This is a genomic window from Bauldia sp. (assembly GCA_037200845.1).
In the GTDB taxonomy this organism is placed as follows: domain Bacteria; phylum Pseudomonadota; class Alphaproteobacteria; order Rhizobiales; family Kaistiaceae; genus DASZQY01.
In genome coordinates, this window is the sequence record JBBCGQ010000001.1 from 143,415 (window position 1) to 162,551 (window position 19,137).

Below are 19,137 nucleotides of genomic sequence, written 5' to 3' on the forward strand. Positions count from 1 at the left end.
TGGCGCCGTTCTCGGTATTCTTCGCTGGAAACGGGCGGTTAGGACTCGTTCGAGGCGAACACCAGCACCGGCTTTTCGCGCCAGAGGTCCGGGAACGCCGTCTTGAGGTTCGCGATCTTGGGCAGGTCGAAGTACTGGAGGTAGCCGACGTTGACCCGGAGCGTCGTGGCATTGTCCTGGTGGTAGTCCTCGGCCTGGAAGAAGTTGGTGTAGGGCGTCACGGTGGTGACGATCTTGGCCGGGAACACCTTCGCCGCGTCGAGTTGCGCGATGTAGTCGGCGGCGACCTTCTTCTGCGCGTCGGTCATCGCGAAGATGGCCGAGCGGTAGCTCGTGCCGTAGTCGTTGCCCTGATAGTTGAGCGTCGTCGGATCGGAGACGACCGAGAAGAAGATCTGCAGCAGCTTGCCGTAGCTGACCTGCTTCGGATCGAAGGTGATCTTCACCGCCTCGGCATGACCGGTGGTCTCGTCGCTCACTTGCTCGTAGCTCGGGTTGTCGACGGTGCCGCCGGCATAGCCGGAGACCGCGCTCTCGACGCCCTTGACGTGCTGGAAGACGCCCTGCACGCCCCAGAAGCAGCCGCCGGCGATGACGAAAGTTTCCGGGCCGGAGCCGGCCGGCTCATCGACCGCCGGCGCCGGCACGTTGACGATGCCGCCCTCGGCGGCGCCCCTTTGCGTCATCATCAATCCTCCGACGATGGCGAGCGCCGCGATCGGCGCGAACCCGGTTACGAATTTCGAAAGTTTGCTCATGGTCATGACCCCGATGGGTGGAGTTTCAGGAAACGGCTAGGCGGGCGCGTTGGCCCAGGGAATGAAGCGCATGGCGACGCCATCCATGCAGTAGCGCAGGCCGGTCGGCTTCGGGCCGTCGTCGAAGACGTGGCCGAGATGCGCATCGCAGAGCGCGCACGAAACCTTGTAGCCGCCCTGCTGCGGAATGGTGTGGACCACGTTCTCCTCCGAGATCGGCTGCCAGAAGCTCGGCCAGCCGGTGCCGGAATCGTACTTGGTATCGTTGGTGTAGAGGGCATTGTCGCAGCAGACGCAACGATAGAGCCCGGCCGAATGGTTGTCCCAGTTCGGCCCGCTGAACGGATATTCGGTGCCTTCCTGGCGCGCGACCTTGAAGGCGGTCGAGCCGTCGCCGGCAACCGGCGCCGAGGCAAGCTGCTTCTCCCACTCCGCGTCGGTCTTCACGACCTTGTCCATCTCGACCACGCCGATGGATTTGCCGAGGTCGGTGAACTGATGGATCTGCACCTTGCCGGGTACTCCTGCGATGGTCTGGGCCTTGGCCCAGCGGCTGAGGCCGAAGGCGCCGGCAACCGCGATGGCGGCACCGGAAAGAAGAAAGTTGCGGCGGGACGACGTCATGGCGGGAACCTCCCCAATTGCTGACGGGTATATAGGGATTCCCGTGGTGACTTGGGCGTCAATTGACGGTGAGCGGGATGTGACCCCTGCAACAGCGTGCGCTGAGGCACACCCCTCCCCAAACGGCCTTACGGCCGTTTGACCATCCCACAAGGGGAGGGTTCATCCTTGTTGGAACGCTGCGCTCCAACAAACTCCGCTTGAGCCCTCCCCTTGTGGGAGGGCCAAAACCGCAACGCGGTTTTGGGGAGGGGTGTCTCTCCGCCCCGCCGGCACAATCCGCCGTCTGGCATTCCCCCGCGCGATCCGCCATATACGCCGCCATGGGCGCCATTCCCTTCCGCAAGATGAACGGCCTCGGCAACGAATTCATCGTCTTCGATGCGCGCCGGGGACCGATCGCTTTGCCGCCGGACGCGATCCAGGCGCTGGGCGAGCCGGGCGCCATCGGCTTCGACCAGATGATCACGCTGGAGCGCGCGAAGAACGGCGCCGACGCCTTCATGCGCATCCACAACCGCGACGGCGGCGAGGTCGATGCCTGCGGCAACGCCACCCGCTGCGTCGGCTGGCTGCTGATGGCAGAAGCCGGCACTAAGTCCGCGATCATCGAGACCAACGCCGGGCTGCTGCGCGCCTTCGACACCGGCAAGCCGGAGACCATCGCCGTCGACATGGGCGAGCCGAAGTTCGGCTGGAAGGACATCCCGCTTGCCGAGGAATTCGCCGACACGCGCACCATCGAACTGCAGATCGGGCCGATCGACGCGCCGATCCTGCACTCGCCCTCGGTCGCCTCGATGGGCAACCCGCACGCCATCTTCTGGGTCGACGATGTCGAAGCCTATGCCCTCGACCGCATCGGCCCGCTGCTCGAAAATCATCCGATCTTCCCCGAGCGCGCCAACATCACGCTCGCCCACGTCACCGCCCGCGACGCGATCACGGCGAAGACCTGGGAACGCGGCGCCGGCATCACCAAGGCGTGCGGCACCGGCGCCTGCGCCACCGCCGTCGCCGCCGTCCGCAAGGGCTTCACCGACCGGCGCGTGACCGTGACGCTGCCCGGCGGGCCGCTGCTCATCGAATGGCGCGACGACAACCACGTCTGGATGACCGGCCCGGTCGCCACCGAATTCGAAGGCACGCTCGACCCGGCCACGCTCCGCTGGGAGGCCTCGGCGCGGGGCGCGGCGTAGTGAGCACGGCAGAAAACCAGAACTCCAACCTCCCCCTCGAGGGGAGGTCGAAATCGCGCAGCGTTTCATCGATCGACGTCATCACCTTCGGCTGCCGGCTGAACCTGCTGGAATCCGAAACGATGCGCCGCCGCGCCGCCGAAGCCGGGCTCCGCGACGCAATCCTCGTCAACACGTGCGCGGTGACGTCCGAAGCCGTGCGCCAGGCGCGGCAGGCGATCCGCAAGGCGCGCCGCGTTCATCCGGAACGCGAGATCGTGGTCTCAGGCTGCGCCGCGCAGATCGACCCGGACTCGTTCGCCGCGATGCCGGAAGTCGACCGCGTGATCGGCAACGCCGAGAAACTCGAAGCGTCGGCATATGTCTCCGACCAGCGCCGGCGCGTCGGCGACATCATGGCGGTGCGCGCGGCCGGCAGCGGCGCGACGACCATCGCCGGCCACACGCGCGGCTTCGTCGAAATCCAGAACGGCTGCGACCATCGCTGCACCTTCTGCGTCATCCCCTTCGGCCGCGGCAATTCGCGTTCCGTGCCGATGGCGACGGTCGTCGCCGAGGTCCGCGCGCTGGTCGCCGTGGGCCACGGCGAGGTCGTGCTCACCGGCGTCGATATCACCAGTTATGCCGCGCCCGATCTGGGCACGCTCGTCCGCACCATCCTGCGCGAGGTGCCCGAGCTGCAGCGTCTGCGTCTCTCCTCCATCGACTCGATCGAGGCCGACGCGACGCTGATCGCGGCGTTCGCCGAGGAGGAGCGGCTGATGCCGTACCTCCATCTCTCGCTCCAGCACGGCGACGACATGATCCTGAAGCGGATGAAGCGGCGCCACTCGCGCGCCGACGCCGTGCACTTCACCGACACGGTCCGGCGCCTGCGTCCCGACATCGCCTTCGGCGCCGACCTCATCGCCGGTTTTCCGACCGAGACCGACGCGATGGCGGAGCAGTCGTTGTCGATCGTCGACGACTGCGGCCTCTCCACCCTGCACGTCTTCCCTTATTCGCCCCGCCCCGGCACGCCTGCCGCGCGCATGCCGCAGGTCGGTGGCGCCACGATCCGCGCCCGCGCCGCAAAACTCCGCGCCAAGGGCGCGTTGGCCTTCGCCGCGCATCTGGCCGCCGAGCAGGGCAGCATCCGCCGCCTGCTGGTCGAAAACGGCGGCATCGGCCGCACGCCGCAGTTCACGCCGGCCAAGATCGACGCCGCGCCGGGCACCTTCGTCGACGCCCGCATCGTCGGCCGCGACGCGCGCGGCCTGATCGCGACGACAGAAACGGCGGCGGCGTAGATGGCGCTGTTCGGCAAGATTTTCGGCGGCGATAAGCCGGCGGCGGAAGCCGCGCCCGAGGCGCCGCGCCAGACGTGGCTGCAGCGCCTGCGCTCCGGCCTCGCCCGCTCGTCCGGCGCGCTGACCGAGGGCATCACCGCGATCTTCACGCGGAAAAAACTCGACGCCGACGCCATCGCCGACCTCGAGGACACGCTGATCCGCGCCGACCTCGGCTCCGACGTCGCCGCCCACGTCATCGCGACGCTGCGCGCCACGCGCTACGACAAGGAAATCACCGACGAGGAGGTGAAAGCCGTGCTCGCCGACGAGATCGGCAAGACGCTGGCGCCCGTCGCGCAGGCGTTCGCCGTCGATCCGGCGCTGAAGCCGCACGTCGTGCTGGTCGTCGGCGTCAACGGCACCGGCAAGACGACCACCATCGGCAAGCTCGCGGCAAAACTCCGCGCCGAAGGAAAATCCGTGGTGCTCGCCGCCGGCGATACTTTCCGCGCCGCCGCGATCGAGCAACTGAAGATATGGGGCACGCGCACCGGCGCCACCGTCATCTCCGGCGAGCAGGGTGCCGACGCCGCCGGCCTCGCCTTCGATGCGCTCACCTCGGCGAAGGCGTCCGGCGCCGATGTCCTGATCATCGACACTGCCGGCCGCCTGCAGAACAAGGACGCGCTGATGGCGGAGCTGGAGAAGATCATCCGCGTCATCCGCAAGGTCGATCCGACGGCCCCCCATTCCGTGCTGCTGACGCTCGACGCCACGACCGGGCAGAACGCGCTGCAGCAGGTCGACATCTTCGGCAAGCGCGCCGGCGTTACGGGCCTGGTGATGACCAAGCTCGACGGCACGGCGCGCGGCGGCATCCTCGTCGCCATCGCGGCGAAGTATAAGCTGCCGGTGCATTTCATCGGCGTCGGCGAGGGTGTCGACGACCTCGAACCGTTCGCCGCGGCCGATTTTGCCAAGGCGCTGGCGGGACTCTAATCTCCGCTTTCCCGCCGAAAGCGGGACCCAGGTACGAAAGACAGAGCCGCAATAGTTGGTAAGCACCTCGCCATCCTCCGACCCCCTGGACCCCCGCGAGCGCGGGGGAAGCGGACTTGCGATCCGCGCCAACGAGGAACGCCTCGCGGCGCTGGCCGAGGTGTGCCGCGAGCTGAACCAGAAATTTGCCGGCGCCGCGGTTGAGCCCATCGCCGGCGAGCGCCCGCCGACCTGGCGGATCCGCCTTGCCAGCGGCCGCATCTTCGCCAGCTTTGGCGTCGTCGATGCGACGTATTTCTGGACCTTCGACGGCGGCGAGAGCATGCACTACGCCAAGAACAGGGACGTCATGCGCCGGCTGCTCACGCTCGAGCTCGGCCGCGCGCTGCAAAGAGAACCGGTGCTGCCATGAGCCACCTAAGCCGCGATAGAATCGTAGCTGCAAAGAAAGACATTGAGTCTTTCCGTCCGCTCGAAGAATTCTGCGCTTACTCCAGTGAGCTCATTAACTTAATGCCGTCCGACCAGTTCTTCGTAGCAGCCGGTATGACTTTCGCGCGCGATGCTTGGATCGCTTCCCGAGTTGCAAGGGGCCTCGACGCCACCCGCGTTCGCCTAGTCCCGGACAACTGGCCCGACTTCGAGATCGAGGTGGATGGGACCTCGATAAGCTTCGAGGCGACCGAGGTCGATCTTCCTGATCGTCGGCGCTCAGACGAATATCGGGCAGTCGCCGCGGGCACGACGCCACGAATGACGCATGACCCGGTTGAGGCTTGGGCAGCGCGCGCGGCACAAATTCCGGCCGCGCTACAAACTGCTGCCCGATCCAAGGCCGCGAAACGCTACCCGCCAACCGCGGACCTCGTCATCTACCTCAACATCGACGAGCGGGGCATTCGGCACGAGCAAATCGTCGACGACCTATCCGAAAATACCAAGGAAGCCTCCCGCGCCTTTCGGCGCGTGTGGGTGTTATGGAAAGCGACCTTGTATCTCGTCTGGGACAACGGCCGCCTTGCAAGTCTCGCCGTCAGTTTGGCCTCGGATCCCGAGTTGTCGCCATGAGCCTGGAATCCGCTCCCAACCACGAGACACCGGCGGAGAAGAAGCTGAACCCATGGCTGAAGATCGGCCTCGAGATGGGGCCGCTGGTCATTTTCTTCCTCGCCAACGCGCGCGGGGAAAAGATGGCGGCGAGCTGGCCGCTCATCCAGCAGCTCGGTGGCGCGATTTTCTTCGCCACCGCCGTCTTCATCGTCGCGACGCTGCTGGCGCTGGCGATCTCGTTCGCGCTGACGCGCAAGCTGCCGCTGATGCCGTTCGTGACCGCGATCGTCGTCGTCGTTTTCGGCGGGCTGACGCTCTACCTGAAGGACGACACCTTCATCAAAATCAAGCCGACCATCATCTATTGCCTGTTCGGGGGCGTGCTCATCGGCGGCCTGTTCTTCGGCCGCTCGCTGATGGGCTACGTCTTCGATGCGGTGTTCAAGCTCGACGATGACGGCTGGCGGAAGCTTACCATCCGCTGGGGCCTGTTCTTCTTCGGCCTCGCCATCCTCAACGAGATCGTCCGCCACTTCGCCACGACCGACCAGTGGGTGACCTTCAAGGTCTTCGCCATCGTGCCGATCACCTTCGTCTTCGCGCTGACGCAGATGCCGCTCATCCAGCGCCATTCGCTCGAGGAGAAGGAAGCCGAGTGAGCGCAGCGCTCGCGCCGCCGCCCGCCTTCGTCCGCCAGCCGGCGACCTGGTACGGCTACCTGCTCATCGCAACGCAGATCTATCTGTTCAACGTGCAGGGCAACGTCATCCCGTTCCTGCAGGATGAATTCGCCCTCTCCTATCGTGTCGTCAGCCTGCATTCGAGCGCCGTGGCGCTGGGCGTAATCGTCACCGCATTGTTCGGCCGCCATGTCATCGCGCCGCTCGGCCGCCGGCGTTCACTGTGGCTGGGCGGCGGCGGCATCGCGGTCGGCGCGTTTCTGCTCTGCCTGTCGCCGGGCGCCTGGGCGAGCATCCCGAGCTGCCTGATCATCGGACTCTGCGGCGGGCTGATCCCGTCGGTCGTCCCCGCGATCCTGTCCGACCTGCACGGCGAGGCGCGCCGCCATGCCTTCGCCGAGCAGGCGATCCTCGCGTATTCCTTCGCCATCGTCGGGCCGCTGCTCACCGGCTTCTCCGTCGCGCAGGGCCTCGGCTGGCGGCCGGCGGTGATCCTCGGCGGAGCGATGGGCGTCACGCTCGTCGTCCTCTTCCGCAACATCGCCATCCCCGAAGCCCACGCCGACGCGACGGTGACGCACAAGCCGCTGCCGCCGGCGTTCTGGGCCTACTGCACCCTGCTCGGCTTCTCGTGCTCCTTCGAATTTTCCGTGCTGCTGTGGTCGCCGTCGTTTCTGGAACGCGTCGTCGCCTTGAGCCCCGCGCAAGCGGCGACCTACGCCGCCGGTTTCTTCGTCGGCGTGCTCGCCGGCCGCATCGCGCTCCGCGCCCTGCTCCATCGCTTCCAGCCGCAGGCGATCCTGCTCGCCGCCTTCGCCACCGGCCTCGTCGGCTTCCTGCTCTACTGGGGCATCGCGACGCCGTGGGCGGCGATCCCCGGCATCGTAATGCTGGGCCTCTGCGTCGCCCCGCAATATCCGCTGACCATGGCGCTGGCGCTCGGCGCCGCCGACGGCAACAACGATGCGGCGGCGCGGCGCCTGACATTGGCATTCGGCCTCGCCGTTCTGCTGGCGCCGGCGATCCTCGGCGCACTCGCCGACGTCGTGGGACTAAGGTTGGCGCACCTGACGCTGCCGGTGCTGATCGCTGCGGCGCTCACCGCGTTCCTGACCGGACAGACGCTCAGCCGCCGGCCGGCGTCAGCTTCGCGATCTGCGGCATGAGCACGCGTTCGACATTGTCCGCGTCGAGCGCGCCGATCACCTTGGTGATGATCGTCCCGTCCGGCCCGACCAGAAACGTCTCCGGCACGCCATAGACGCCCCAGTCGATGGCCGCGCGCCCGCGCTGGTCGACGCCGACCGCCGCATAGGGGCTGCCGAGTTCGGTGAGGAAGGCGAGCGCGTTGCCCGGCTGGTCCTTGTAGTCGATGCCGACGACGCGGATGCGCGTGTCTTTCGCCAATTGCGCCAGCACCGGATGCTCCTGCCGGCAGGGCACGCACCACGAGGCGAAGACGTTGACCACGGTGATCTTGCCGAGGAGATCGGCCCGCGCCAGGCCCGGCGCGCCGAGCTTGTCGAGCGGCGGCAGCGTGAACTCCGGCGCCGGCTTGCCGATCAGGGCCGAGGGGATCGCATCCGGCGCGTCGCCCGATTCCAGCCGCGACAGGAACACCAGCGCCAGCGCGATGAACAGGCCGAGCGGCAGCAGGTAGATCAGCCGCCAGGCGGCCTTGGTGCGTGGAGATTCGGTCTCGCTCATCGGCGTTGACTGCCCGAAGAGACCCCCTCCCGGCCTCCCCCTTTCAGGGGGAGGAGGAAAAAGGCGCAGCCGGTGCAACAGCGCCCCTCCCCCTGAAAGGAGGAGGCTGGGAGGGGGTCAAGCCTCACGGCATGGCACCAGTCATGACGCCGACCGCCGCTTGATGCCACGCGCATCGAGATCGGCCAGCCGCTTCCTCTGCGCTCGACCATCGACCACCACCCACAGGATCAGGGCCGCCAGCACCAGCGCCGTCGAAAAATATGCAGCGGCGATAAATCCGGCGTGGGTCACGCCGCACTCCCCGCCGCGGTCAGTTCCAGCGTGCGCACGCGGCGGCGAAGAATCTCGTTCCGCATGGCGGCGAACAGCAGCACGACAAACAGCAGCGTCATGCCGCCGAGCATCACGAACAGCGCCCGCAGCATGCCGCCATCGATGGTCGGCCCGCCGGCGCGGAAGATGCTTTCGCCCTGGTGCAGCGTATTCCACCAGTCGACGGAAAATTTGATGATCGGGAGATTCACCGTGCCGACCAGAATCAAGATGGCCGCGACGCGCGATGCGCGGCCGGGATCCTCCACCGCCTGCCACAGCGCGATCAGGCCGAGATACATGAGCAGCAGCACCAGCTCCGATGTCAGCCGCGCATCCCACACCCAGTAGGTGCCCCACATCGGCTTGCCCCACAGCGAGCCGGTGAGCAGCGCGAGAAACGTGAACGCCGCCCCGATCGGCGCCGCGCTTTTCGCCGCCACGTCGGCGAGCGGATGGCGCCACACCAGCGTGCCGAGCGCGGCCAGCGCCATCAGGCCATAGCCGAACATCGACAGCCACGCCGAGGGAACGTGGATGTACATGATGCGCACGGCGTCGCCCTGCTGGTAGTCGGGCGGCGAGGCGAAGAAGGAGAGGTAGAGCCCCGCGGCGAGAAGGATCGCGGTCGCGGCGATCAGCCACGGCTGCACCTTGCCCGCGAAGGCAAGGAAACGCGTCGGGTTGGCGAGGTCGACGATGGCCATGGGGAGGTTGTAGGGGGGCGACCGCCCGGCGGCAACGTGGTAGACCCGCGCGGGCGAAGGGGCTCGATTGTTCAGGGAATACGCATGAAGAAGATCGTCACCGCCGTCGCGTTTCTCGCGACGCTTTCCGTCCCCGCCCTCGCCGCCACCGACGACGAACTGAAGCAGGCGATCGTCGGAAGCTGGGGCGATGAAGCGACGTGCAGTCAGGGCCGCCTGACCTTCAGCGCCGACGGCACTTTCACGTCGGGTAGCGCCGCCGATCCGGCGGACATCCAGAAGGGCACCTACACTATCGCCAACGGCAAGCTGAACGGCAGTGCCGGCGATGCCGCAATGCCCGAGATGATCGTCACCATCGAAGGCGGCAAGATCTACCTGTCGGCCGACGGCAGCCTGAAGGATCCGCTCTATCCCTGCGCTCCCGCGCAGTAGCGCCTAGTCCGCACTGGCGCGCAACGCCGCGGCGGCGGCGAGCGGCGCGATCACGGCACTCGCCATCGTCAGCGCGCAGAGGATCAGGAACGGCGGCAGGAACGGCGTCGGCCCGACGATCAGCGCCGACGCCGCGCTGACGCCGAAGATCAGCACCGGGATCGTGAACGGCAGCACCAGCACCGCCACGATCAGCCCGCCGCGCCCGAGCGCCGCGATCAGCGCCGCGCCGATCGAGCCGATCAGCGTCAGCGCCGGCGTGCCCGCCAGCAGCGTGCCGGCGACCGCGAGCAGCGCGCCCGGCTCGATGCCCAGCAGCAGCCCCAGCACCGGCGCGATGATCACCAGCGGCAGGCCGGTCGCCAGCCACGCGCCGGCGCATTTCGCCAGCACCGTCAGCTCCAGCGGCACGTCGCTGAGCATCAGAAGATCGAGCGAGCCATCCTCACGGTCGTCGCGGAACAGCCGGTCGAGCCCGAGCAGCGTCGCCAGCAGCGCGCCGATCCACAGCATCGCCGGCCCGATCCGCGCCAGCAGCTTGAGGTCGGGCCCGACGCCAAACGGCACCACCACGATCACCGCGAGGAAGAAGACGAGACCGACCAGCGCGCCACCGCCGCGCAGCGACAACCGCGCAGTCTGGGCGGCGATTGCCGTAAGCGCCGCGATCATGCGGCCCCCAGCGACAACGTCGCGGCAGGAATGGGCAGCGGCCGGTGCGTCGCGACGATCGCCATGCCGCCGCCCGCGAGATGTTCGCCGATGACCGCGCCGAGCGTCGCCTCGGCAGCGGCGTCGAGCGCCGTTGCCGGTTCGTCGAGCAGCCACAGCGGCCGCCGCGCCACCAGCAGCCGCGCCAGCGCCACGCGCCGCTTCTGCCCCGCCGACAGCACGCCGACGTGCAGATCGGCGAGAGACTCGAGCCCGAGCCGCGCCAGCGCGGGCGCGACGGCGCCGCCCTTCCACAGCACGCGCCAGAACTCGAGATTCTGTCGCACCGTCAGCGCCGTCTTCAAACCGTCGAGGTGGCCGAGATAGTGGATCGCGCTATCTTCCGGTTGCGGCTCGAGGGCGACCTTCCCGCCTGCCGGCGTGAGCAGCCCGGCGACCAGCCGGAGCAGGGTCGATTTGCCGGCGCCGTTCGGCCCGGTCACCGCCAGCGCCTGGCCTTCGCCGAGCGCGAACGACACGCCGGAAAACACGGTCCGCCCGCCGCGGACTGACGCGAGATCGGTGGCGGTCACCCGCATGTCGGGAGGGCGCGGTTCTTGCTTGGAACCGTCCGAAGGAACGGTTGCAAGCGCATGGGGAGCGCGGCTTTTGTTCGTCTGGAATTGCACATTGGAATGGGACTATAAGGCCCGCGCACCGCTTCCGTCGCCTGGCAAGGCTGAGCCCCGACCATATCCCCTGTCGTTCCCTTGCCCGCGCCCGTCAAACTGCCGAGGAGCAGAGAGCCCGTGACCGCCGATACCTTCAAGTCGAGACACACCCTCCACGTCGGCGGCGCCGAGTACGACTACTACAGCCTGACCGAGGCCGAGAAGAACGGCCTCACCGGCATTTCGCGCCTGCCCTTCTCGCTGAAGGTGCTGCTGGAAAACCTGCTGCGCAACGAGGACGACCGCTCGGTCACCGCCGACGACATCCGCGCCATGGCCGAGTGGCTGGTGACGCGCAAGAGCGACCGCGAGATCGCGTTCCGCCCGGCGCGCGTGCTGATGCAGGATTTCACCGGCGTGCCCGCCGTCGTCGACCTCGCCGCCATGCGCGACGCGATGGTGACGCTGGGCGGCGACCCGGCGCGCATCAATCCGCTGGTCCCGGTCGATCTCGTCATCGACCATTCCGTGATGGTCGATTATTTCGGCGGCGCCGGCGCCTTCGGCAAGAACGTCGAGCTGGAATACGAGCGCAACAGCGAGCGCTACACCTTCCTGCGCTGGGGCTCGACCGCGTTCGAAAATTTCCGCGTCGTGCCGCCGGGCACCGGCATCTGCCACCAGGTCAACCTCGAGTATCTCGCCCAGACGGTGTGGACCGGCAAGGACGGCCGCCGCACGGTCGCCTATCCCGATACGCTGGTCGGCACCGACAGCCACACGACCATGGTCAACGGCCTCGCCGTGCTCGGCTGGGGCGTCGGCGGCATCGAGGCCGAGGCGGCGATGCTCGGCCAGCCGATCTCGATGCTCATCCCCGAGGTCATCGGCTTCCGCATGGCCGGCAAGCTGCACGAAGGCGTCACCGCCACCGACCTCGTGCTCACCGTCACCGAGATGCTGCGCAAGCGCGGCGTGGTCAACAAGTTCGTCGAGTTCTATGGCGCCGGGCTTTCGCACCTGTCGCTGGAGGACAAGGCCACGATCGCCAACATGGCGCCGGAGTACGGCGCGACCTGCGGCTTCTTCCCCGTCGACAAGGACACGCTCGCCTACCTCAGGGCGACGGGCCGCGACCCCGAGCGCATCGCGCTGGTCGAGGCCTACACGCAGGCGCAGGGCCTGTTCCGCACCGACGAGACGCCGGACCCGTTCTTCACCGACACGCTGGAACTCGATCTGGCGACGGTGGTGCCGTCGATCGCCGGGCCGAAGCGGCCGCAGGATCGCGTCGCGCTCTCCGTCGCCGACTCGGCCTTCGACGTCGCGCTTGCCAAGATGCGCGACGTGAACGGCAGCGACAAAGCCGCCGACCAGGACGAGGAAGGCGGCAAGGTGCCCGACTACATGAAGTCGTCGGACGTCGCCGGCAAGGACTACAAGCTCTCCGACGGCAACGTCGTCATCGCCGCGATCACGTCGTGCACCAACACGTCGAACCCGAGCGTGCTGATCGCCGCCGGGCTCCTCGCCCGCAACGCCCGCGCCAAGGGCCTGACGTCGAAGCCGTGGGTGAAGACGTCGCTGGCGCCGGGCTCGCAGGTGGTCACCGACTATCTGCTGCGCGCCGACTTGCAGAAGGACCTCGACTACCTCGGCTTCAACCTCGTCGGCTACGGCTGCACGACGTGCATCGGCAACTCCGGCCCACTGCCCGAGGAAATCGCCGACGCGATCAGCGGCCAGGATCTCGTCGTCGCCTCGGTCTTGTCCGGCAACCGCAACTTCGAGGGCCGCGTCAATCCCGATACGCGCGCCAACTACCTCGCCTCGCCGCCGCTCGTCGTCTCCTACGCCCTGACCGGCGACATGCGCACCAACCTGACCACCGAGCCGCTCGGCAAGGACAAGGAAGGCGCGCCGGTGTTCCTCAAGGACATCTGGCCGTCGTCGAAGGAAGTCGCCGACCTCATCCGCTCGACCATCACCGTCGACATGTTCCAGACGCGCTACGCCGATGTCTTCAAGGGCGACGCGCGCTGGCAGGAGATCAACGTCTCGGGCGGCCAGACCTATCGCTGGAACTCCGGCTCGACCTACGTCCAGAACCCGCCCTACTTCGTCGGCATCACGATGACGCCGGTGCCGGTGGAAGACGTCGTCGGCGCGCGCATCCTCGGCCTCTTCGGCGACTCGATCACCACCGACCACATCTCGCCCGCCGGCTCGATCAAGCGCGACGGTCCCGCCGGCAGCTACCTGATCGAGCATCAGGTGCGCCCGGCCGACTTCAACTCGTACGGCTCGCGCCGCGGCAACCACGAAGTGATGATGCGCGGCACCTTCGCCAACATCCGCATCAAGAACCAGATGGTCGCCGGCGTCGAAGGCGGCGTCACCGTTCACTGGCCGTCGGGCGAGCGCCAGTCGATCTACGACGCCGCCATGCGCTACCAGAATGAAGGCGTGCCGCTGGTCATCTTCGCCGGCAAGGAATACGGCACCGGCTCGTCGCGCGACTGGGCGGCGAAGGGTACGCGCCTGCTCGGCGTCCGCGCCGTCGTCGCCGAATCTTTCGAGCGCATCCACCGCTCCAATCTCGTCGGCATGGGTGTGCTGCCGCTGGTCTTCGCCGAGGGCACGACGTGGCATTCGCTCGGCCTCTCGGGCCGCGAGACCGTGACCATCCGCGGCCTCGGCGGCGATCTCAAGCCGCGCCAGATCCTGGAGGCCGAGATCACGTCGGCCGACGGCAAGGTTACCGAGGTGCCGCTCACCTGCCGCATCGATACCCTCGACGAGCTGGAATACTTCCAGCATGGCGGCATTCTTCACTACGTATTGCGCCAGTTGGCTGCCTGACGCGCCGGCTTTGCGTATAGTGCCCGGTAGGGAAGCGGTGAATTTCACCCTAACGTGACTCGTACTTGAGCCGGCCGGGTCATAGTTAGACGCTCGGCGCCGGAACAGGCGCCGGGAAGTGGGGAAGCAGCGTGTCATTCATCCGCATGGCTATTGTCGCCGCGTTCGGCGCGCTTGCCGCTGGCAGCGCGCTGCCCGCGCATGCCGCGGACACGAAATCCGTCATCGAGCTGTTCACCAGCCAGGGCTGCTCGTCGTGCCCCGCCGCCGACAAGCTGCTCGCGACCTACGCCGATCGCGAGGACGTGCTCGCCCTTTCCTACAACGTCGACTACTGGGACTACCTCGGCTGGAAGGACACGCTCGCCAGCCACGATTTCTCGCAGCGCCAGCGCGACTACTCTTCGGCGCGCGGCGACGGCGACGTCTACACGCCGCAGGCCGTGATCGACGGACGCACGCACGTCCCCGGCAGCTTGAAGAACGACATCGAGAATGCGATCGCGACCAACTCCGGCGCGCTGTCGGTGCCGATCGATCTCTCGACCACCGCCGACGCGGTGACCGTGCACATCGGCGCGGCGCCGAGCGACATGCCGCACGCCACGCTGTGGCTGGTGATGTACGACCGCGCCGTCACGGTGCCGATCGGCCGCGGCGAAAATTCCGGCAAGACGATCACCTACTCGAACGTCGTGCGGAAGATGCGGCCGATCGCGATGTGGACCGGCGCCTCCATGTCGGTCGACCTCGCCAAGAGCGAGATCGAGCACGCCAAGGCCGACCGCTGCGCCGTGTTGCTGCAGACCGAATTGAAGGACGGACTTCCCGGCCCGATCCTCGGCGCGGCGACCATTCGCGCAGGCCTTTAAGCAGCCAATAACCCTTTTGAGTCGGAATGGCTTAGCGGCAACTCCTGATTCGCCGCGAGAGGCGATTCCGTATGGCTGAAATTGTAAAGTTCCGATCGCGTGCCGAGCTTGTCGAGGAGGAGCTGGATTTGGACATCGACCTGGTCACCGCCGTCGATGCCGCGATTCGCGACCTCCGCGAGATCGTTGCGAAGTGGGGCGACGCCGCGATGCTGCAGCAGGCGCAGGACTGCCAGCGCATGCTCGAGCGCGCCCTCGCCGCCGCATTCTGATTTTCAGGTAGATTCCTAAGCCCCATACGTAAATTGGCCGGCGCGAGCGCCGGCCAATTGCCACCTCATGGGAATTACCCCGTTACGCAGGACAAATCGGTTCGGTCCAACAGAGCCCCGGGGGGCTGGGGGGCTGAGAAACTACCGTGACCCCGCCGGACCGAACCTGAGGCAACGATGAAAGGGTCGCCGCGCACGGTGGCCTCGCAAGGGCCGAAAAAGGGCGAAATCGTGAATTCTCTTCCGCGTCCCCGATGAGAAAATATGCGCCTTGCCAGCCGTCCTGAACGGGACAATCATGACGGTCGGGTGAACGGTGGAGGTGCTTGTGGCAACAGGCGAGACTACTGAAAAAGAGCCCTTGGGCGGTCGCGCGAACCTTATCCCGCTGGCCGCCTACAAGCAGGACGAGCCGGTCGCCTTCAACCGGCAAGAGATCACCAAAATCCTCGAAGTCTACGGACGCCACGTCGCCGACGGCGAATGGCGCGACTACGCCATCGACCACCTGCGCGAGCGCGCCGTCTTCTCGATCTTCCGCCGCACCTCCGAGGTGCCGCTCTACCGCATCGTCAAGCAGCCGAAGCTGGCGCGGAAGCAGGGGGCGTATTCGCTGGTCGCCGCCACCGGCGCGATCCTGAAACGCGGACACGATCTGGCGAACGTGCTCAGGTTTATCGACAAGCCGAAGCTGGTTGTGGCTTAGGTCGATTCGCGGAGGCGGCTCTGCGCGGCCTCGCGGACGATAGACGCCCCTCCCCAAAACCGCTGCGCGGTTTTGGCCCTCCCGCAAGGGGAGGGCTCAAGCGGAGCTTGGTGAAACGCTCTATTTCAGCGGGCCGAACCCTCCCCTTGCGGGAGGGTCAAAACGCCGAAGGCGTTTTGGGGAGGGGTGTCTCTCCTCCTCGCTGATCGCCGCTAAAAGCGGCCGCGCCAGCGCGCCTAAGGCCGCTCCGGCTGCGCCTTGTCCCCCACACCCAGCGCCCGCTGCATCAGCACCGCGTCGAGCCACCGCCCGAACTTGTGCCCGACCGAAACCAGCGTCCCGGTCATCTCGAACCCGGCCGCGCGATGCACGCGGATCGACGCCATGTTCTGCGAATCGCCGATGACCGCGACCATCTGGCGGAAGCCAAGCTTGGTGCTTTCCTCGATCAGCACGCGGAGCAGCAGGCCGCCGATGCCCTGCCCGCGCACGTCGGGCGCGAGATAGATCGAATCCTCGACCGTGTGCCGGTACGCCGGCCGCGCTCGATATGGCCCGGCGTAGGCATAGCCGACCAGGCGGTCCTCGCGTTCCGCGACGATGTAGGGATACCCCTCGTCGAGCAGGGCGCGCATGCGCGCGGTCATTTCCGCCTCGTCGGGCGGCGCGAGCTCGAACGTCGCCGTGCCGTAGAGCACCTGCTCGGCATAGATCGCGGTGATCGCCGGAATGTCGGCGTGAGTGGCAGGCCGGTGCGTCGCGCTCATGGCATAGCCCGGAAAAGACGAAGGGCGCGGAGTGACCCGCGCCCTTCTCTTAGCTTGACCCTGAAGGCTTGCGCTAGTTGCGGCTGTTGCCGAACAGGCGGAGCAGCATCAGGAACAGGTTGACGAAGTCGAGGTAGAGCGACAGCGCGCCCATGACGGCCTTGCGGCCGATCATCGTGCCGTCGTCGGCGGCCGAGTACATCTCCTTGATCTTCTGCGTGTCGTAGGCGGTGAGGCCCGTGAACACGATGACGCCGATCACCGAGATCGCGAACGACAGGGGACCCGACGGGAAGAACATGTTCACCACCGAGGCGAGGATGATCCCGATGAGGCCCATGAACAGGAACGAGCCCATGCCGGTGAGGTCGCGCTTCGTGGTGTAGCCCCACAGGCTCGTGACGCCGAAGGTGCCAGCGGTGATGAAGAACACGCGCGCGATCGACTGGCCCGAGTAGGTCAGGAAGATCGACGACAGGAACAGCCCGAGCACCGCCGAGTAGACCAGGAACAGCGTCAGCGCCGTGCTTACCTGCAGGCGGTTGATGCGGAAGCTGATGAACCACACGAGGCCGAGGGTGCCGAAGAACAGCACGATCAGCGCCAGCGGGTTGAACAGCGCCTCGCCGAACGACGTCAGCCCCGCGATGCCCTCGGAAGTGAGGTGGATGTCGGCGCCGCCGGCCGCCTGGTAGGCAAACCACGCCACCAGTCCGGTGATGACCAGAGCGCCGGTCATGTAGTTGTAGACGCGGATCATATGGGCCCGAAGGCCGGCATCGATCGCTTCGGCGCCGCGTGCGACGGAAGCGCCGTAGCGCGGCTGGTTATCAATATTGGCCATGGAAAGTGATCCCTCTCCGTCCTGCTGCGAACGCCCTCGTCCGCAGCGTTTCGCGGACTTGGCGAGAATATGGAGTGTGCCGCACCGCCAAACAAGTGGGCCGCGGCGGCCCTGTCCCCGCCAAGCCCCCGGCCAAGTCCTTGTGGGGTGAGGCAGAAAGACTTGGGCCCTCCCCCTTTACATGAGGCGCAACTCACCCGAGATTCTGTTTACGGGCCGCTAACCGGAGAATCACTATGCCGCGACTTTTCACCGGCATCGAAATTCCCGAACACATCGCGGATCGGCTCGCCTTCCTCCGCGGCGGCCTGGTTGGCGCCCGCTGGATCGATACCGCCAATTATCACCTGACGCTGCGCTTCATCGGCGACGTCGACATGGATGTCGCCGAGGAGGCCGCCGACAGCCTGGCGCGCGTCCGCCGCCCCGCCTTCCCGCTCCGCTTCACCGGGCTCGGCGTGCTCGGCACCAAGAAGCATCACGCCGTCGTCGCCGAGGTCGAGCCGTCGCGCCCGCTGATGGAGCTGCAGGCCGAGCACGAGCGTATCCTCCAGCGCCTCGGCCTCCAGGCCGAAGGCCGCAAGTACACGCCGCACGTCACGCTGGCGCGGCTCCGCAGCGGCAATGCCCGCAACATCGCCGAGTACCTGACGCTGCGCGGCGGCTTCTTCGCCGAGCCGTTCGTCGTCGACCGCTTCGTCCTGTTCTCGTCGCGCGATTCCATCGGCGGCGGCCCCTACATCGTCGAGCAGGCGTACGACCTGACTGTGCCGCGTATGCCGGCGCCCGGCATCGGCACCGGCGAGGAGCACGGCCGGTGGCCGCAAAACTGACCGCCGCCGCCCGCGGCGCCGCGCTCCGCAAGCTGCCGAAGTGGAAGCTGTCCGCCGACGGCACCGCCATCGCGCGCACTTTCACCTTCGCCGATTTCACGGAAGCCTTCGGCTTCATGACGCGCGCCGCGCTCGCCGCCGAGAAGATGGACCATCACCCGGACTGGTCGAACAGCTACAAGAAGGTCGCCGTGACGCTGACCACGCACGATGCCGGCGGCCTGACCAAGTTGGACATCGCGCTCGCCGAAGCGATGGACGCGATCGCTAAGTAGCAGTCCGCTTCCCCCGCGAAAGCGGGGGCCCAGGTCGCACAACAAACTCACCGCGAAAGTCGCCACCTGGATCCCCGCTTTCGCGGGGAAAGCGGAGAGGAGTTGCGGCGCCGCAATTCATGTCCCATGTTTCCGGCCTGGGCTTTGACGGAGGGGCGGGATGCCCGAGATCCTTTACGGCGAGATTCTGGGACCCGAGAAGGGTAACGACGACGAGGCCCGCTCGGCCCGGATCAAGCGCACCTTCTGGGCGACGTTTCGCAAGGCCATCCGCTACATCCCGTTCGCCGACGATCTGGTCGCCGCGTACTTCTGCGCCCTCGACCCGGCCACGCCGCACCGTGTCCGCGCCATCCTTCTGGGGGCGCTGGCCTACTTCGTCCTGCCGTTCGATGCGGTGCCCGATTTCCTCGCCGGCATCGGCTTTTCCGATGATGTGACGGTGCTGGTCGCCGCCATTGCCATGGTCCGCGCCCACATCACGCCGGCCCACCGCGAAGCCGCCCGGCGCGCCATGGACGCCGCGGCCGGTGCCGATTAACCAGTAATTACCGGCACTTCCATCACATTATCGTCGCGATTTGACGGCAGAGATCGGCGCTGGCGGCCAAAACCGCCACCGCGGCGCGGTTGCCAGCG

24 protein-coding genes are annotated in these 19,137 nt (G+C 67.1%); 15 read left to right on the forward strand and 9 right to left on the reverse strand.

The annotated features are described in order from the left end of the window. Positions 1–38 precede the first annotated feature (38 nt). Both msrA and msrB read right to left on the reverse strand, forming a co-directional pair. A complete protein-coding gene (gene msrA / locus WDM94_00685; GenBank protein ID MEJ0011143.1) occupies positions 39–764 on the reverse strand; it encodes a peptide-methionine (S)-S-oxide reductase MsrA in 726 nt (241 codons plus the stop codon). 30 nt (positions 765–794) lie between these two features. Further along, positions 795–1,382 carry a peptide-methionine (R)-S-oxide reductase MsrB gene (msrB, locus tag WDM94_00690; protein ID MEJ0011144.1) on the reverse strand — a complete coding sequence of 196 codons (588 nt, stop codon included), beginning with the start codon at positions 1,380–1,382 and terminating at the stop codon, positions 795–797. A 323-nt stretch (positions 1,383–1,705) separates the two neighbouring features. Here msrB and dapF point away from each other — a divergent pair, with 323 nt between their 5' ends. The 7 genes from dapF (at position 1,706) to WDM94_00725 (ending at position 7,747) form a co-directional block, all read left to right on the forward strand. Beyond that, on the forward strand, positions 1,706–2,581 hold the full coding sequence (gene dapF, locus WDM94_00695) for a diaminopimelate epimerase (protein MEJ0011145.1): 876 nt from the start codon (positions 1,706–1,708) through the stop codon (positions 2,579–2,581). Between the two features lie 71 nt (positions 2,582–2,652). Continuing rightward, positions 2,653–3,870, forward strand: a complete 1,218-nt coding sequence (gene mtaB, locus WDM94_00700) for a tRNA (N(6)-L-threonylcarbamoyladenosine(37)-C(2))-methylthiotransferase MtaB (protein ID MEJ0011146.1) — start codon at positions 2,653–2,655, stop codon at positions 3,868–3,870. Then, complete coding sequence (gene ftsY, locus WDM94_00705; protein ID MEJ0011147.1) at positions 3,871–4,851, forward strand: signal recognition particle-docking protein FtsY; 981 nt, start codon at positions 3,871–3,873, stop codon at positions 4,849–4,851. Positions 4,852–4,906: 55 nt separating this feature from the next. Further along, positions 4,907–5,263, forward strand: coding sequence for a hypothetical protein (locus tag WDM94_00710; GenBank protein ID MEJ0011148.1), 357 nt, complete (start codon positions 4,907–4,909; stop codon positions 5,261–5,263). Then, the gene (locus WDM94_00715; protein MEJ0011149.1) at positions 5,260–5,919 is read left to right on the forward strand and encodes a hypothetical protein; all 660 of its coding nucleotides are present in this window, start codon (positions 5,260–5,262) and stop codon (positions 5,917–5,919) included. The genes WDM94_00710 and WDM94_00715 overlap by 4 nt, the downstream gene beginning before the upstream one ends. Then, positions 5,916–6,560, forward strand: a complete 645-nt coding sequence (locus WDM94_00720) for a septation protein A (GenBank protein ID MEJ0011150.1) — start codon at positions 5,916–5,918, stop codon at positions 6,558–6,560. The genes WDM94_00715 and WDM94_00720 overlap by 4 nt, the downstream gene beginning before the upstream one ends. Continuing rightward, positions 6,557–7,747: an MFS transporter gene (locus WDM94_00725; GenBank protein MEJ0011151.1), complete on the forward strand. Its 1,191-nt coding sequence runs from the start codon at positions 6,557–6,559 to the stop codon at positions 7,745–7,747. Before WDM94_00720 ends, WDM94_00725 begins: the two co-directional genes overlap by 4 nt. Here the strand turns inward: WDM94_00725 and WDM94_00730 are convergent. From WDM94_00730 to WDM94_00740, 3 genes are all read right to left on the reverse strand, one after another. Continuing rightward, positions 7,707–8,288 carry a DsbE family thiol:disulfide interchange protein gene (locus WDM94_00730; protein ID MEJ0011152.1) on the reverse strand — a complete coding sequence of 194 codons (582 nt, stop codon included), beginning with the start codon at positions 8,286–8,288 and terminating at the stop codon, positions 7,707–7,709. The two genes, WDM94_00725 and WDM94_00730, sit on opposite strands and share 41 nt — an antisense overlap. Positions 8,289–8,429: 141 nt before the next feature. Continuing rightward, positions 8,430–8,582 carry a heme exporter protein CcmD gene (ccmD, locus tag WDM94_00735; GenBank protein ID MEJ0011153.1) on the reverse strand — a complete coding sequence of 51 codons (153 nt, stop codon included), beginning with the start codon at positions 8,580–8,582 and terminating at the stop codon, positions 8,430–8,432. Then, positions 8,579–9,310: a heme ABC transporter permease gene (locus WDM94_00740; protein MEJ0011154.1), complete on the reverse strand. Its 732-nt coding sequence runs from the start codon at positions 9,308–9,310 to the stop codon at positions 8,579–8,581. Before WDM94_00740 ends, ccmD begins: the two co-directional genes overlap by 4 nt. 84 nt (positions 9,311–9,394) lie before the next feature. Here WDM94_00740 and WDM94_00745 point away from each other — a divergent pair, with 84 nt between their 5' ends. Next, complete coding sequence (locus tag WDM94_00745; GenBank protein ID MEJ0011155.1) at positions 9,395–9,745, forward strand: lipocalin family protein; 351 nt, start codon at positions 9,395–9,397, stop codon at positions 9,743–9,745. Positions 9,746–9,748: 3 nt separating this feature from the next. Here the strand turns inward: WDM94_00745 and ccmB are convergent, their stop codons facing one another. Continuing rightward, positions 9,749–10,417 carry a heme exporter protein CcmB gene (gene ccmB / locus WDM94_00750; GenBank protein ID MEJ0011156.1) on the reverse strand — a complete coding sequence of 223 codons (669 nt, stop codon included), beginning with the start codon at positions 10,415–10,417 and terminating at the stop codon, positions 9,749–9,751. Continuing rightward, positions 10,414–10,995, reverse strand: a complete 582-nt coding sequence (gene ccmA, locus WDM94_00755) for a heme ABC exporter ATP-binding protein CcmA (GenBank protein MEJ0011157.1) — start codon at positions 10,993–10,995, stop codon at positions 10,414–10,416. The genes ccmB and ccmA overlap by 4 nt, the downstream gene beginning before the upstream one ends. 210 nt (positions 10,996–11,205) lie before the next feature. Here ccmA and acnA point away from each other — a divergent pair, with 210 nt between their 5' ends. The 4 genes from acnA (at position 11,206) to WDM94_00775 (ending at position 15,779) form a co-directional block, all read left to right on the forward strand. Continuing rightward, entirely contained in the window at positions 11,206–13,929 is a 2,724-nt protein-coding gene (acnA, locus tag WDM94_00760) for an aconitate hydratase AcnA (protein ID MEJ0011158.1), read from the forward strand. Positions 13,930–14,060: 131 nt separating this feature from the next. After that, positions 14,061–14,801: a DUF1223 domain-containing protein gene (locus WDM94_00765; GenBank protein MEJ0011159.1), complete on the forward strand. Its 741-nt coding sequence runs from the start codon at positions 14,061–14,063 to the stop codon at positions 14,799–14,801. A 71-nt stretch (positions 14,802–14,872) separates the two neighbouring features. Further along, on the forward strand, positions 14,873–15,073 hold the full coding sequence (locus WDM94_00770) for a hypothetical protein (GenBank protein ID MEJ0011160.1): 201 nt from the start codon (positions 14,873–14,875) through the stop codon (positions 15,071–15,073). Between the two features lie 361 nt (positions 15,074–15,434). Beyond that, complete coding sequence (locus WDM94_00775) at positions 15,435–15,779, forward strand: DUF2794 domain-containing protein (GenBank protein ID MEJ0011161.1); 345 nt, start codon at positions 15,435–15,437, stop codon at positions 15,777–15,779. Between the two features lie 236 nt (positions 15,780–16,015). Here the strand turns inward: WDM94_00775 and WDM94_00780 are convergent, their stop codons facing one another. Next, positions 16,016–16,546 carry an N-acetyltransferase family protein gene (locus tag WDM94_00780; protein MEJ0011162.1) on the reverse strand — a complete coding sequence of 177 codons (531 nt, stop codon included), beginning with the start codon at positions 16,544–16,546 and terminating at the stop codon, positions 16,016–16,018. Positions 16,547–16,619: 73 nt separating this feature from the next. Beyond that, a complete protein-coding gene (locus WDM94_00785; protein MEJ0011163.1) occupies positions 16,620–17,390 on the reverse strand; it encodes a Bax inhibitor-1/YccA family protein in 771 nt (256 codons plus the stop codon). Between the two features lie 236 nt (positions 17,391–17,626). On the opposite strand from WDM94_00785, the gene thpR reads away from it, so the two are divergent. From thpR to WDM94_00800, 3 genes are all read left to right on the forward strand, one after another. Then, a complete protein-coding gene (thpR, locus tag WDM94_00790) occupies positions 17,627–18,223 on the forward strand; it encodes an RNA 2',3'-cyclic phosphodiesterase (protein ID MEJ0011164.1) in 597 nt (198 codons plus the stop codon). After that, complete coding sequence (locus WDM94_00795) at positions 18,208–18,498, forward strand: 4a-hydroxytetrahydrobiopterin dehydratase (protein ID MEJ0011165.1); 291 nt, start codon at positions 18,208–18,210, stop codon at positions 18,496–18,498. The genes thpR and WDM94_00795 overlap by 16 nt, the downstream gene beginning before the upstream one ends. A 160-nt stretch (positions 18,499–18,658) precedes the next feature. After that, on the forward strand, positions 18,659–19,039 hold the full coding sequence (locus tag WDM94_00800) for a YkvA family protein (protein ID MEJ0011166.1): 381 nt from the start codon (positions 18,659–18,661) through the stop codon (positions 19,037–19,039). Positions 19,040–19,137: the final 98 nt, after the last annotated feature.

What these genes read in the sequence shown, in the direction of transcription:
- msrA (MEJ0011143.1), bottom strand. Translation starts at nt 764, where the DNA reads ATGACCATGAGCAAACTTTCGAAATTCGTAACCGGGTTCGCGCCGATC.
- msrB (MEJ0011144.1), bottom strand. Translation starts at nt 1,382, where the DNA reads ATGACGTCGTCCCGCCGCAACTTTCTTCTTTCCGGTGCCGCCATCGCG.
- dapF (MEJ0011145.1), top strand. Translation starts at nt 1,706, where the DNA reads ATGGGCGCCATTCCCTTCCGCAAGATGAACGGCCTCGGCAACGAATTC.
- ftsY (MEJ0011147.1), top strand. Translation starts at nt 3,871, where the DNA reads ATGGCGCTGTTCGGCAAGATTTTCGGCGGCGATAAGCCGGCGGCGGAA.
- WDM94_00715 (MEJ0011149.1), top strand. Translation starts at nt 5,260, where the DNA reads ATGAGCCACCTAAGCCGCGATAGAATCGTAGCTGCAAAGAAAGACATT.
- WDM94_00720 (MEJ0011150.1), top strand. Translation starts at nt 5,916, where the DNA reads ATGAGCCTGGAATCCGCTCCCAACCACGAGACACCGGCGGAGAAGAAG.
- WDM94_00730 (MEJ0011152.1), bottom strand. Translation starts at nt 8,288, where the DNA reads ATGAGCGAGACCGAATCTCCACGCACCAAGGCCGCCTGGCGGCTGATC.
- WDM94_00740 (MEJ0011154.1), bottom strand. Translation starts at nt 9,310, where the DNA reads ATGGCCATCGTCGACCTCGCCAACCCGACGCGTTTCCTTGCCTTCGCG.
- WDM94_00745 (MEJ0011155.1), top strand. Translation starts at nt 9,395, where the DNA reads ATGAAGAAGATCGTCACCGCCGTCGCGTTTCTCGCGACGCTTTCCGTC.
- ccmB (MEJ0011156.1), bottom strand. Translation starts at nt 10,417, where the DNA reads ATGATCGCGGCGCTTACGGCAATCGCCGCCCAGACTGCGCGGTTGTCG.
- ccmA (MEJ0011157.1), bottom strand. Translation starts at nt 10,995, where the DNA reads ATGCGGGTGACCGCCACCGATCTCGCGTCAGTCCGCGGCGGGCGGACC.
- WDM94_00770 (MEJ0011160.1), top strand. Translation starts at nt 14,873, where the DNA reads ATGGCTGAAATTGTAAAGTTCCGATCGCGTGCCGAGCTTGTCGAGGAG.
- WDM94_00780 (MEJ0011162.1), bottom strand. Translation starts at nt 16,546, where the DNA reads ATGAGCGCGACGCACCGGCCTGCCACTCACGCCGACATTCCGGCGATC.
- WDM94_00785 (MEJ0011163.1), bottom strand. Translation starts at nt 17,390, where the DNA reads ATGGCCAATATTGATAACCAGCCGCGCTACGGCGCTTCCGTCGCACGC.
- thpR (MEJ0011164.1), top strand. Translation starts at nt 17,627, where the DNA reads ATGCCGCGACTTTTCACCGGCATCGAAATTCCCGAACACATCGCGGAT.
- WDM94_00800 (MEJ0011166.1), top strand. Translation starts at nt 18,659, where the DNA reads ATGCCCGAGATCCTTTACGGCGAGATTCTGGGACCCGAGAAGGGTAAC.